Raw genomic sequence first — 12,823 nt, 5'->3', positions numbered from 1 at the left:
ATGAGCACCAACCCCTTCGACGACGCCGACGGCGTCTTCCACGTCCTGGTCAACGACGAGGGCCAGCACTCCCTGTGGCCGGCCTTCGCCCCGGCCCCCGCGGGCTGGACGGCCGCGCTGAGCGACGTGGACCGTGAGACCGCCATCGACTACGTCAACGAGCACTGGACAGACATGCGTCCCCGCAGCTTGCGGGAGATATCGGACACCTCGGTCTGATACGTGGTGGCCCGTGGTGGCAACACCGGGACATCGGATGGTATTGCTGACGGTGGGGCCGGTTTCGGCCCGTAACTGACGGATCGTCCGTCGGCCGGAGGCGGCCCCGCCTCCGGGAAGGTACGAGGGATGTGTCCACCGGTGTTGTTGTGGAAGCGCCATGGCCTGCTGTTCGGCGCCGGGACGTTGTGCATTGTGGTGAACGTCCGCGGCATCGGGCCGTTGTGGTACGTGGGTGTCGCCCTGATCGCGGTCGCGATCCTTCTGCGCTGGGCCCTGGTACGGACCCAGCGTCCGGTCGGGGACCGGCGGCCCGTGCTGGTCCGGCCGCCCGTCACCGGGCGCTGGACAGCGCTCAACGGCCCCGCGACCAAGATCCCCAGCCATACGCACAGCCACGCCCAGACCTACGCCATCGACCTGAAGTACGAGCCGCCGCAGGACGCCGCGGACGCGCCGCGCACCCCGCCCTTCCACTGGGTCTGGCCGGTCGGCCAACGTCCGCGGTCCTATCCCTCCTTCGGGAGGCCCCTTCTCGCTCCCGCCGATGGAGTGGTCGTCGCGGCCGCGAGTCGGCAGCGGGACCATCTGAGCCGGATGTCGCTTCCCGGCCTCGCCTTCCTCGGCCTGGAGGGCTTCCTGCGCGACGCGGGCTGGCCACGCCACTTGTTGGGCAATTACCTCGTGCTCGACATCGGCGACGACGTGTACGCGGTCCTCGCCCATCTGCGGCGCGACTCCCTCCGCGTGACGGTGGGCGACCGCGTCACGGCGGGGCAGCACCTCGCCGAGTGCGGAAACTCCGGGAACTCGTCCGAACCTCATCTGCACTTCCAGCTGATGGACGGCCCCGATGTGGCCACCGCGCGCGGCGTGCCCTTCGAGTGGGAGTACCGCGACGACGACGGGGCCGAACGGCGCGGTGTGCCGGAGGACGCCACCCATTTCTGGTCCGGTGAGCCGGTCGGGTGTGGGCAATGACGAGGCGGAGTGTGCTCGTGGTGCAGAACACGCCGAACGGCGGTCCCGGCCGCGTCGGCCGCTGGCTGCGGGAGGCAGGACTGAGCCTGGAGACGGTCCACGCGTACACCGGCGAGCCGCTGCCCGAAACGCTCGGACGCCGGGCGCTGATCGTGCTCGGCGGCGGATTCCTCCCGGACGAGGACGCGCGTGCGCCCTGGCTCCCCGCGGCCCGGCGTCTTGCCGGACAGGCGCTGGAGCAGGGCAATCCGATGCTGGGCATCTGTCTGGGCGGCCAGTTGCTCGCTCATGTCGCGGGCGGCACGGTGCGTGGCCGCTCGGGCGAGCCGGAGTGCGGGAGTACGCCGATCCGGCTGCGTGCCGAGGCGCGCGAGGACCCTCTCTTCGGCGGGCTGTCTCCCGTGGTGCCCGCCATGGAGCGCCATGTGGACGCCGTGACCGAACTCCCGGCGGGTGCGGTCTGGCTGGCGGACAGCGAGCGGTGCCGGTATCAGGGATTCCGCCTGGGCGAGCGGGCCTGGGGCGTGCAGTTCCACCCCGAGGCGGTGGCGGCGGACGTCCGTCGCTGGGACCGGGAATGGCTGACATCGCGGGGCTTCGACCCGGACACGGTCTATGAACGGGCGGTGGCCGACGAACCGGCGTCGTCCGCGGCCTGGGAGGGATTCACCCGTCGTTTCGCCGAGGTCGTGCACCGAGGGCGCGCCGCACAGTAGCGCCGTCCGCCCGCCGCCGGGGATCACGGGACAGCCCTTAGGGTCCGGCGTGGACCTGGCAGGCCCACAAGCTGGGGGTCCGGGGATACGTGTCCCGCAGCGCGCACACCGTGGAGTGCAGGGCCTCGGCTGTGCGGCCGACGTCCAGCGCGCCGTCGCCCGTGCTCAGGGCCTCGTACACGTTCTGGGCGACACCGGCTCCGATCGTGTCGTCGACATGCCACAGCGAGCCGACGACATGAGGGAAGCCCGCGATCTGGAGGGCGCTGACGATGTGGACGGACTCGTCGGCGAGCTCGGGGCTGGTGCGCAGGGTGTCACAGGCGGAGAGATAGGCGAGCCGTACCGATGGCAACCGCAGCCGGGCGAGGTCGCGGACGGTCAGTGGCCGTTCGGCGTGATCGTGCAGGACGAGCCGGCTGCCGGACGGGCGCTCCAGATCCCCCCGGGCGTGGCAGACGAAGTGCGCGTACGCGTGCCGGGGCAGGGCCGAGACCACCGCGGAGTGGGTGGCGGACGCGCCCGTCAGCACCTCGGAGCCGGGCAGCAGCCGGGCGAGCCGTTCGGCCTCGCGGCGCGCGGCGGGCAGTGGTGCGAGACCGGCGGCCTCGCCGACGGCGACGACGAGCGCGCCGGTCCCTGCCGGACGGGCGACGCGCTGCCTGGCGTGTCGCAGCGCCCGCAGCGTCGGCGTGTACGAGGAGACGACCCGGCCCAACGCCCCGGGCGCGCCGTCCTGGGGGGTCGCGGCGTGCAGCGGCAGGTTGCCCAGGACGCCGCCCGGCGACCACCACACACGGGGCAATGGTCCGGCGGGGACGGCCGGGACGCCCAGATGATCGAGGACCGGTCCGGTGGCCGCCTGCCACAGCCAGGCGAGCGTGTCGCGGACGACTCGTTGTGCGCGCAGGGACCGCGCGCGCGAGGTGCCGGGCGTCTCGATGCGTAACAGCGCGTCCTGGAGAGCTTGTCGGCGGGCCGCTGTCGTCCCTGGGGCCAGTTGGGGGAGCGGTACGGCGTCGATGGCGTGCTCGGTGACGATCAGTGCGTCGCCGCCGTACGAGGAGACGTTGACCAGCACCACCGGGCCCCCCGTGGCCGCCGCGCGCAGTTCCCGCTCGTCCCACTCCCTTACCGGCCGCAGCAGGCCGAGTTCCGGGTGCTCGGCGCGGATCCGCCGGGTCAGCTCCCGCCACTCGGCGGCCAGCCGCTGCCGCAGATCGGCGCGGGCTTCGGGGCCGGGCGCGTCGCCCCGGTGCCTTTCCGGCCCTTCTTCGAGGAACCCCTGATCCCGGCTGTCGGTAGCCGTGTCCAGAGCGTCCCGGAGTTCTTCGAAGCGGTCGGCGAGCTCCGGGGCCGTCTCCCGGAGCCGGGTCAGATCGCTGTCGGCGTCGAAGGCGTGGGAGAGAAGTACGCCTCTTGCCTGTTCGAGCAGCCCCACCGCGAGCCCTGGCCTGCCGCCGCGCACCGCGCAGGCCGCCGCCTCGGCACCCAGCCCGACGGTCCTGCTCAGCAGGAACTCCTGGTCATCACGGACGAGATGGCGGGGCGCGACGGAGTGCAGCAGGTCGACCGCCATCGCGTAGCCGTCCAGGGCGCCGGCCCAGTCACCGAGTTCCGCGCGCACGGCGCCCCAGGCCCGTGCGGCGTCCATGCGTTGGGAGGGGGCGCACTGCCGCTCCAGGGCCGCTTCCCGGAACACCTCGGCCGCCTCGACCAGGTCGGATCGACGGCGCCTACGGCGCGGCCCCCGGTCCCGCAGGACCTCACCGAGAGTAGCCAGGCGTTGTGTGCGCTTCGCGTGGCCGGGCGGGGTGATCTCGACCGCCCGGCGGAGCAGTGCGATCGCCTCGTTGGGTACCGCCGACGACAACACGGCGCCGAGGCTCGACAGCCGGGCGCCGGCGGCCACCACCAGGGCTCCGGGCAGTTCGGGTGAGTCCGCGGGCAGCGCGGCGATCACCGAGTCGGCCAGTTCGCGGGCCTCCCGCGCGTCAATGAGCCGTTGTGCCGTCAGGAAGCGGGACATCAGGGCCACGGCCAGATTGTGGCGCCGACGCGGCAACAGGCGGTCGTCCGCCGGGGTGAGGGCGAGCGCCTCCCTGAAGAGGCCGATCGCCTCGTCGAGTTGGGCGTCCGGGTCGGCGGCACGCTCGAATCCGGTGATGCGACTGATGGCCGTCGAGCCGAGCAGCGCCGCGCGGTGCGCGCGGCCGAGACCCGGCAGTTCCCTGGCCAGGCGCCGGCACTCCCGGGCCTCGCGCAGGTCCTCGCCGTCCTCGGTCAGCTGGTGGCGCAGGCCCAGGGCCATGCCGAGATTGAGCAGTCGCACGCCGAGGATCTCGTGCCCTTCGGCGGTGAGCGCCACCGCCTCCCGAAGAGCCAGGACAGCCTCGTTCAACTCCTCGGGATTTCCCGAGCGTTGGTAGCAGGTGCTGAGCACCAGCCCGAGATCGCCGAGAGTCACGGGCCGTTCCGGGTGGCCCGGCGGCAGAAGCGTCTCGGCCCGCCGCACCAGTCGCAGGGCCTCCGTGAGATCCGCACTGTTCCCTTCCGGATCAAGAGCGTGGCGGGCGTGCAGGGCCATCGCGGGTGCGAGCAGCCGCGTCGCGGTGCGGGGCGTCGGCTCCCTGGAAGCGGCGACCACCGCGGACAACTGTGTGATCGCCGCGTCCAGATCGGCCGGATCACCGGTCAGCGCGTAGCGGGCGCGCAGCGCGTTGCCCAGGGCGGCGCGGACGGCGGTGTGCTGCTCCGGGTCCCGGGAGGCGCCCAGCGCGTTGGTCAGTACGCCGACCGCCTCGCGCAGATCGTGCGGCCGACCGGTGCGCTGGTAGCGCAGGACGAGCCCGAGTCCCAGGTTGAGCCCTGCCGCCGCCGGCCCCTGGGGATGGTCGGGAGCCGCTCGGCGGAACAGGTCCACCACCTCGTCGCACTCCTCCGGCGTGCCGCCCTCCCGCTGGCGCAGTTGCAGCAGCGCGACGCCCAGGACGGTGAGGTGCTGGGCGATGTGCGGGCCGTGCGCGGGCAGTTGGGCCAACACGTCGCGTCCGATGCCGACCGCTTCGTACAGGTCGTCCGGGTCGTACGACAGCCGGTATCGATCCAGGAGCCGGACGCCCAGATCGCTGAGTGTGAGCAGCCGGTCGGGGGAGTCGGCGGGAAGGCGCTTGAGGGTGCGGTGGGTGAGACGGAGCGCCGCGTCGGGGCCTTCGTCGGCCATCGGCCAGTCGTCGGGGGCCTGCCAGTCGTGGACCGTCGGCCCGTCGTCGGTTGTCGGCCCGTGCTGCCCGGCGAGGGACAGCGCGTGGGTCAGATCGGCGACCCGGGTCGCGTAGGTGGGGTCGTGCTCCGGCGTCGCGAGGACGGCGAGGCCGCCCATCCCCACCGCCGTTGCGAGCAGGAGCTCACGCGAGGGCAGCGAGGCACCCACCCGCACGGCCAGTTCGTACAGCCGGAGTTCGTTCTCGGAAGCGTCGCGCGGCGGATGGTGCTGTCGGCCCTCGGCCGCGATCACGGCCGCGGCACAGTCGGCCGACCACTCGGCGGGACCGTCGGCGTTCGCCGGATCGGGGCGGTCCGCGGGGGCGGTGGACTCGAAGCCGGCCGCCAACCGCGGTGGCACGAGACCGGGATCGGCCATCCACACAGGGAAGAGCAGCGTTCCCGCCATGGCTCCATGGACAGCGCCGCGCCTGCCGGGCGTGGCCGCCGCGCGGGCGACGCAGAGCCAGCCGGCCACCAGCCTGGCCTCCAGGTCGGTCCTGGCGTCGGCGGTCCTGAGCAGGGCCCGGAGTTCGGCATCGGCCGCGGGGCCGAACACCACGTCCCTGTGCACACCCTCGTCCGCGGTCCCGGCCCGTGCGAGGCGCGCACGGATCGCCTGTACCAGCCCGTCCCTCACCTTGTCGCTCCCCCTGTTGTCGACTGCCGGCAGTGCGGCGACTCACTCTCGGCGGTGCCCGCTCTCCGGCACACTTGGAGCATGACCGTATCGCCTGACAACCCCGAACCCGCCCGCCGGACAGCGGCGTTGTGCTCCCTGCTCGGCTCGTCGCACGACATGCGGCAGCCCGGGGTCCAGGAGCCCGCCGAGCGCGCGCGGGACCTGCTGCGGTCGGGCGAGGACGCCGCCGCGCTGGCGGCCTGCTACGACGACCTGGACCACGCGTTGCGTCTGGCCGGGGTCGCGGGCGGACTGCTCAACGCATCCCGCGGCGTCGGCGCTCCCGGCGTCGCGACCCACATGAAGGTGGCCGTGTGCCCGGGACCGGCCCGTTGCACGCGGCTCGAACGGGCCCGCGACCTGCTGCCCGCGCCCCACTGCGCGGTCAATGGAACACGCATGCGCAAGGGCCGGCTGGACCCCGGACAGTGACCGCCTCCGGCCTCCCGACCTCATGAACCCCCTCCTCGCCACCCTCGGCGGAAAACTCACCGAGCGCTGGCTGAACCTGTTGGTGCTGCCCGGCGCGCTCTTCCTCGCCGTCACCGTCGTCGGCGCCACCCTGGGGCATCGCCACTGGCACGACGTCGACCGGCTGCGCGGCACTCTGGACGACCTCGCCGCCCGTCCCGCCCTGGACCGGACCGGTACCGCCGCGATTATGGTGGCGCTCGTGCTGCTCACCGCCGCCGCGGCCTCGCTCGCCGCGCAGTTCCTCGGCGGGGCGATCGAACAGTACTGGCTGCGGTTCGGCCGGGACCCGCTCTCACGTGCCCTCACCGCATGGCGGGAGCGACGGTGGAGGGACAGGGACGGGAAGGTGGCGCAGGCCGTCGCGCACGCCGGCCCGACCGGCGTCGGAGCGAACGGCACGGTGACGATCCCGAGAGGCACCTGGGCGCGGATCCAGGCCCTAACCGAGGCCCGCGACCGCATCGCGCTGCGCGTACCGACACGCCCCACCTGGTACGGCGACCGTATGCAGGCGACGGCGGACCGTGTCGAGGCCGCCTACGGTGTGGACCTCGCCGCCCTGTGGCCGCGACTGTGGCTCATTCTCCCCGAACCCGCCGGACGCCAGATCCAGTCGGCCCGCGACTCCTTCAGCGCCGCGGCCCGCCTCGCCGCCTGGGGCGTGGGCTATGCCCTCCTCGCCTGCTGGTGGTGGCCGGCCGCGCTGGTCGCCGTCGCCTGCGGGGCCGTGGCCCGTTCCCGTGCCCGGACAGGGCTGGAGGCGCTCGCGGGTCTCATCGAGGCGGCCGTCGACGTACACGGCAGAGAACTGGCCACCCGCGTCGGCCTGTTGGCCCCGGACGCGACGGGGCTGCTGGCCCATGACACGGGAGACGGGATGTCGGAGGTGTTCAGGAAGGCGGAGTGAGGGTCGGGGTCCTTCCCCGTACCCCGTACCCCGCTCCTCCGCCCACCGCCGATCGTCGGCGACGGGTCCGACGGTGCCCGCCGGACCCAGCCGCGACTCTGTCGATTCTGTCGAGCCGGGCGCGCTGTCGCACGGTCACGACATCACTTGGTGTCACGCTCCGGCAGGGGGGAGTAGCTGGTGGGCCCCGGAGTGCGGCCCGCCGGGGCGTAGTCGCAGTCGAGACTGGAGACCTCGTAGTCGTCGCCCTCGTTCTGTTCCTGGTCGACGACCACCGCCGCGGTGCACGCGCGGCCGTGCTCGTCGGTGAATGTGACGATCTCGCTGTAGTCCGTCGGAACGCCGCATCCCGCGAGCAGGAGTACCGCCCCGGCGGCCACCGCCGCGCCGAACCCCCGTAGCCGTTTCATCCGTTGCCCCTCCACGTCCGCTTTCGCCGACCAACTCGGCTGCCGCGCAACACCGTAGCCCTCAACGAGGGTCCGGTCATCGGGTCCGCGGGATCCGGGATCGGCCCTTTCCGGCACGGTCTCAGGCTGCGGAGTCAGGCCCCGGTCGAGTGTGGGGCCGACTCGCCCGGTCGGTCCCGCAGTTTGGAGGCGATGCGGATCAGTGCCTGCTGGTCGGCGGCGGGGAGTGGGTCGAGCACATACCGCCGTACGGAGCGGACGTGGGTGGGCGCGGCGGCGACCACCACGTCGTAGCCCGCGTCCGTGAGGGCGGCGACGGTGTACCGGCCGTCGTCGGGGTCGGGTGAACGCTCCACCCAGCCCCGCTGCTCGAACCGTTTGACGACATTGGACAGGCGCGAGAGCGAGCCGTTGGCGAGATAGGCCAGATCGCTCATCCGCAGTCGGCGCTCCGGGGCCTCCGAGATGTGGCTGAGGGCCAGGTACTCGAAGAGGGTCAGGCCGGTCTTCTGGTGCAGTGGCGATTCCAGCCTCCCCGGGAGCAGCAGGACCAGCGAGACCAGCCCGGTCCATGCCTCCTTCTCGTCCGCGGTCAGCCACAGCGCGCTGTCGGAGGCGTCCTCGGAGGGGTGGGGGTTCGAGGGTTCGGCCATGGCGGCACCCTATCGAACGGTCGTGACTTCACGCGTGAAGTCAAATCGTGGTATCTTCACTTCACGCTTGAAGTGAAGATGAGAGGGATGCCATGAGCGAGCCGGAGTTCTTCGCCACACCCGGATACGGTGAGACGCAGTTGGCCAACATGCACTACAACCAGGCGGTTCGCATCGGCGACCGCGTCGAGACGTCCGGCCAGGGCGGGTGGGACGATGACTGGAACTTCCCTGAGGCCCTTGAGGACGAGATCATCCAGGCGTTCGACAATGTCGAGGGGACCCTCAACCTGGCAGGCGCCACGTGGCGTGATGTCATCGCCGTGAACTCCTACCACATCCCCGACGCCCCTGACTTCATCGGAGAGGCCCACAACCGCGTCATGGTGGACCAGTTCCGCGAGCGCATGGGCGACCGCGCGCCCATCTGGACCGAGACCGGTGTGCCGGCCCTCGGTGCCCCGAAGATGCGTGTCGAGATCCGCGTCACCGCCATCATCCGACACGACGGCTGACCGGGGCACCGGCACAGGCACACCGGCACAGCACACCGCCGCACCGCGGTGTGCGTCGCCCCGGAGTTCCGGCGTCCTCAGAGTGCGGTGCGGGCGCCGCCGATCGCCTCGTCCAGAATCGTCAGACCGAGCGAGAGCTCGTCCTCGGTGGCGGTCAGCGGCGGGGCGATCCGCAGGACTCCGCCCATGCCGGGGAGCTGGACGATGTTCGTGTGCAGGCCGAGTTCGAGGCAGCGTCGGGTGACCTCGCTGCCCAGCTCGTCCGAGCTCCGTTTCGTCTCGCGGTCGACGACGAGTTCGAGCCCGGCCAGCATGCCCCGGCCGCGGATGTCGCCGACGACCGCGTAGCGGCCGGCGATGTCCGCCAGGCCGTCACGGAGGAACGCGCCCAGCGTCCGCGCGCGCTCGTCGAGTTTGTCGGCGAGCAGCACGTCGAGGACGGTATTGCCGACCGCGGCCACCAGCGGATCGGCGACATGCGTGGTGAAGAACAGAAACCCGCGCCTGTGCGCCTCCTGCTCGATCTCGGCGCTGGTGATCACGGCCGCGAGGGGGAGTCCGGCGCCGAGTGTCTTGGACAGCGTGAGGATGTCGGGGACGACACCGTCGCGCTCGAACGCGTACCAGGTCCCGGTGCGGCAGAGGCCCGTCTGCGCCTCGTCCAGGATCAACAGCATGTCGCGTTCCCGGCACTTCTCCCGCAGGGCCGCGAAATACCCCATCGGCGGCTCGATGATGCCGCCCGAGCTCAGAATCGGTTCGACGAGGCACGCGGCCAGGCTGCCGGTCGACTGGGCGTCGATCAGGTCGAACGCGAAGTCGAGCTGACGATTCCAGTCCAGCGAGCCGTCGGCCGTGGTGAAGTCGGGCCGGTACGCGTTCGGCACGGGGATGGCGAAGTTGCCGGGGGCGGCCGGGCCGTAGCCCTTGCGCCCCGTGCTGTAGGTGGCGGACGCGGCGGCCTGTGTCATGCCGTGCCAGGACCGCGCGAACGAGACGATCTCGTGTTTGCCGGTGACGAGCTTGGCCATCCGGATCGCGGCTTCATTCGATTCGGCGCCGGTGGTCAGCAGCAGCGCCTTCTCCAGTGGCGCGGGCAGCGTGTCGGCCAGCCGCCGGGCGAGGTCGACCACCGGGCGGCTGAGCATGCCGCTGTAGAGATGGTCAAGGGTCGCCACCTGTCGCTGGACGGTCGCGACGATCGCCGGGTGCGAGTGGCCGAGGAGCGCGCTCATCTGGCCTGAGGTGAAGTCGAGGATCTTCCGGCCGTCCGCGGTGAACACGAAACTTCCGGCGGCGCGGTCGATGATCTCACGGGTGAACTCGCCGCCGTAGCGCACGAGGTGCCTTTCGGCATCGGACCAGAAGGATTCGGCGGACGGCGGAGCGGTCGAAGCAGCCATGCCTCTGACGGTAAGTCGCGCCGAGCGACACGTCCATCTCGCGATTCCGGCTTTCCTGTTCGGTGGAACCGCACAACAATGGGGGCGTGATGAACCCGTGGAGGCTACGGCTGCTGAGCCGACTGGACACGCTGGGCACCATTCGGGCGGTCGCCAAAGCCGCCAACCTGAGCCCGTCGAATGTCTCCCAGCAACTCGCGCTGTTGGAGGCCGAGACGCGCACCCAGCTCCTGGAAAGAACGGGGCGGCGGGTACGGCTGACCCCGGCCGGGCTGATCCTGGCGCGACGGGCGCGGGCGATACTCGATCACATGGACGCCGTCGAGGCCGAGCTGCGCGGGCTTGGCGAAGAACCGGCCGGGCTGGTGAGGATGGGGGCGTTCCAGAGCGCGATCCACACCATGTCCGTGCCGGCGGTCACCCGCCTCGCGCGCGAGTATCCACGCCTCACCGTCGAACTGCTCCAGCTGGAACCGCACGAGAGTATGCCCGCGCTGCGCGGTGGCGACGTGGACATCATCATCACGACCACGAACTTCGACGAGCTGCCCCTGGGGCCGGATCTCGACCTCGTGCCGCTGGCCACGGACCCGATCCTGCTGGTGACACCGCTCGGGCATGCCGCGGCCGGCCGCGGCACCGTGGACATCGCGGCCTACGCCGACGAGCCGTGGGCGTTCGACATGCCCCAGTCGTACATGGCGAATCTCGCCCTTCGACTGTGCCGTCAAGCGAGTTTCGAGCCACGGGTGGTGTGCCGGTTCAGCAATTACCTGATGACCTTGCAGCATGTCGAGGCCGGGCTGTCGATCGCGCTGCTGCCCGGACTGGCCGTCGACCGCCGGTATCGCGTCGCCACCAGGGCACTCGCGACTCCCGTGACGCGCACGATCACGGCGGCGATCCGCCGCAGCGGCCGGAGCACACCACCTCGCGCGGCGGTGCGCGTCGTGCTGGACGCGCTGCGGCACAATCCGCACCCACCGATGCCGGGACATGACTGATCGACCGACTCCGGGCGACAGGTGTCCCTCGTATCTCGCCGCGCACCGCCCATGTCACAGCCCGCCCATGTCACAGCCCTCCCGTGGCACAGCGTCGAGCGTCCTGCGGAAGGCCCACCCGTTCACCCGGCCGGTTCACCGGTGGGCATCTCACCAGGGGACACCCTGCCCTGGACGATCCTCACGCCGACAGGAGCGTGACCACCTCCCGGCACACCGTGCGCGGGCGCTCGGAGACCACTTCCAGTACCCAGGTCCCCGGACCGCCCTCCAACTCCGCGCGGAACGCCTCACCGTCGGGGACGAACGCGACAGGATCGCCGTACGGAACATCGTCCCGGCGCAGCACCGCCCGCAGATTCCGGTCGGCGAGCCCCGATCCCACGGCCCGGACCTCGAACGGTTCGCCGGCCGCCGCGCACTCGGGGATCTCAAGGCCGAACTCCTCGTCGGCCGCGAGCATGTCGCCGGCCGGCCGGCCCTCCCTGATGACGGCGAGCTGGTGGCCCACAGCACCACCGCCGGCCATGTCGGCGTGCCGGTAGCCGTTCCAGATCCCGTCCTCCTTGTAGTCGAGCGCCCAGCCGGCGAAGGCGGATTCCTGCGGTACCGTCCCGTCACCTGACCACGGACGGCCGGCGTCCAGATCCGTGGTGAACCGCGGCCCGTCGGGCGACAGTTCGACGCCGTGCACCGTCGGGTGTGCCATTCCCCCGAGGCAGTGCACGCGGTAGGGCAGCCGGCCGCCCGCGTCGCCGCGGCGATGGGCCTCGCGGGCGTCCCGGAACTCGTCGTGGAAGGCGAAAGCGTCCTTGACCAGGGCCGTGGGCAGGTCCGGCACCGGGTGCCGGGCATCGTTCAGATAGCGCCGTCGGCTCTTGCCCGGAATCCGGACCGCGTCGTACACGGGCAGCAGTTGGGCCACGGAGGGCAGGGTCAGGGCGAGTTCGCGCAGCGATTCGTTGACGACACGGCCGGTCGCGCCGAGGCCCACCCGGCGCAGTCCGCCGTCACCGGGCAGCGGTCCCACCCCGTTCCCGGTCAGGAACCGGACGGCCTTGGCGGCGCCGCGGTGCGGCGTGCCAAGTGTGACCAGGGTGCGGGCAGTCTCCCTGCCGCCCAGGCACTCCAGGTAGTAGCGGCCGATCAGACCCCCCATCGAGTGACAGACCAGAATGACCTTCGGCTCGTCGGAGTGGCCCGGGTAGTGGTGGCCGACCCGCTCGCGCCACCGGGCGAGCTCGCGCTCGACGTGTGCCTTCAGATCCTGGGCGGTCAGCCGGTTGGAGAGCCGCCAGTCGTATGCGAAGGGCACGTACTGGCCCTCGGCCATATCGCCGAGCGCGGCCCGGACATCCGGGTACCCCAGACAGGAGAGCAGCCCGGGCATGGCGTCCGGGGACTTCAGCAGCCCCTCCGCCACCAGCCGGTGCTCCTCGTCGGGACGGTCGTCGCCGATGTCCGGCGGCAGGGCCATACCCGCCATGGCCCGTCCCGGCCGTCGGAGCTGGAACAGAGCCTGCCTGGACTGGTTCCAGACGTCCCTGCCGTCCCTGGTCAGCCGGCTTCCGAGGATCCCCGGTACAAACACCACG

Annotated in this window: 12 protein-coding genes; 7 read left to right on the top strand and 5 right to left on the bottom strand. The window is 71.7% G+C overall.

Annotated features, from left to right (window positions below):
- From ABTZ59_RS16840 to ABTZ59_RS16830, 3 genes are all read left to right on the top strand, one after another.
- The gene (locus ABTZ59_RS16840) at positions 1-219 is read left to right on the top strand and encodes an MbtH family protein (protein ID WP_351397290.1); all 219 of its coding nucleotides are present in this window, start codon (positions 1-3) and stop codon (positions 217-219) included.
- A 141-nt stretch (positions 220-360) separates the two neighbouring features.
- Positions 361-1,200 carry a M23 family metallopeptidase gene (locus tag ABTZ59_RS16835; RefSeq protein ID WP_351397287.1) on the top strand — a complete coding sequence of 280 codons (840 nt, stop codon included), beginning with the start codon at positions 361-363 and terminating at the stop codon, positions 1,198-1,200.
- A complete protein-coding gene (locus ABTZ59_RS16830) occupies positions 1,197-1,916 on the top strand; it encodes a type 1 glutamine amidotransferase (protein WP_351397284.1) in 720 nt (239 codons plus the stop codon). The genes ABTZ59_RS16835 and ABTZ59_RS16830 overlap by 4 nt, the downstream gene beginning before the upstream one ends.
- Positions 1,917-1,953: 37 nt before the next feature.
- Here ABTZ59_RS16830 and ABTZ59_RS16825 read toward each other — a convergent pair whose 3' ends face one another.
- Positions 1,954-5,820, bottom strand: coding sequence for a CHAT domain-containing protein (locus tag ABTZ59_RS16825; protein ID WP_351397281.1), 3,867 nt, complete (start codon positions 5,818-5,820; stop codon positions 1,954-1,956).
- Between the two features lie 81 nt (positions 5,821-5,901).
- On the opposite strand from ABTZ59_RS16825, the gene ABTZ59_RS16820 reads away from it, so the two are divergent.
- Together ABTZ59_RS16820 and ABTZ59_RS16815 are read left to right on the top strand one after the other, a co-directional pair.
- A complete protein-coding gene (locus ABTZ59_RS16820) occupies positions 5,902-6,294 on the top strand; it encodes a hypothetical protein (RefSeq protein WP_351397279.1) in 393 nt (130 codons plus the stop codon).
- 22 nt (positions 6,295-6,316) lie between these two features.
- Positions 6,317-7,243, top strand: a complete 927-nt coding sequence (locus ABTZ59_RS16815; protein ID WP_351397276.1) for a hypothetical protein — start codon at positions 6,317-6,319, stop codon at positions 7,241-7,243.
- 143 nt (positions 7,244-7,386) lie between these two features.
- Here ABTZ59_RS16815 and ABTZ59_RS16810 read toward each other — a convergent pair whose 3' ends face one another.
- Both ABTZ59_RS16810 and ABTZ59_RS16805 read right to left on the bottom strand, forming a co-directional pair.
- The gene (locus tag ABTZ59_RS16810) at positions 7,387-7,653 is read right to left on the bottom strand and encodes a hypothetical protein (RefSeq protein ID WP_351397273.1); all 267 of its coding nucleotides are present in this window, start codon (positions 7,651-7,653) and stop codon (positions 7,387-7,389) included.
- Positions 7,654-7,787: 134 nt separating this feature from the next.
- Positions 7,788-8,306 (bottom strand): MarR family winged helix-turn-helix transcriptional regulator, encoded by a 519-nt coding sequence (locus ABTZ59_RS16805; protein ID WP_351397270.1) that lies wholly within the window; start codon positions 8,304-8,306, stop codon positions 7,788-7,790.
- Positions 8,307-8,398: 92 nt separating this feature from the next.
- On the opposite strand from ABTZ59_RS16805, the gene ABTZ59_RS16800 reads away from it, so the two are divergent.
- Positions 8,399-8,821 (top strand): Rid family hydrolase, encoded by a 423-nt coding sequence (locus tag ABTZ59_RS16800; protein WP_351397266.1) that lies wholly within the window; start codon positions 8,399-8,401, stop codon positions 8,819-8,821.
- Between the two features lie 77 nt (positions 8,822-8,898).
- Here the strand turns inward: ABTZ59_RS16800 and ABTZ59_RS16795 are convergent, their stop codons facing one another.
- Entirely contained in the window at positions 8,899-10,224 is a 1,326-nt protein-coding gene (locus ABTZ59_RS16795) for an aspartate aminotransferase family protein (protein ID WP_351397263.1), read from the bottom strand.
- A gap of 89 nt (positions 10,225-10,313) precedes the next feature.
- Between ABTZ59_RS16795 and ABTZ59_RS16790 the strand changes: the two genes are divergently transcribed.
- Positions 10,314-11,228, top strand: coding sequence for a LysR family transcriptional regulator (locus ABTZ59_RS16790; protein WP_503002994.1), 915 nt, complete (start codon positions 10,314-10,316; stop codon positions 11,226-11,228).
- Positions 11,229-11,409: 181 nt separating this feature from the next.
- On the opposite strand, the gene ABTZ59_RS16785 is transcribed toward ABTZ59_RS16790, so the two are convergent.
- The gene (locus tag ABTZ59_RS16785; protein WP_351397257.1) at positions 11,410-12,822 is read right to left on the bottom strand and encodes a lipase/acyltransferase domain-containing protein; all 1,413 of its coding nucleotides are present in this window, start codon (positions 12,820-12,822) and stop codon (positions 11,410-11,412) included.
- Position 12,823: the final 1 nt, after the last annotated feature.

Origin of the sequence: Streptomyces sp. NPDC094034 (assembly GCF_040303865.1) — a bacterium.
Lineage (GTDB): Bacteria > Actinomycetota > Actinomycetes > Streptomycetales > Streptomycetaceae > Streptomyces.
Note: the sequence above shows the minus strand (reverse complement) of the source record. Positions and strands in the feature narration are given on the sequence as shown.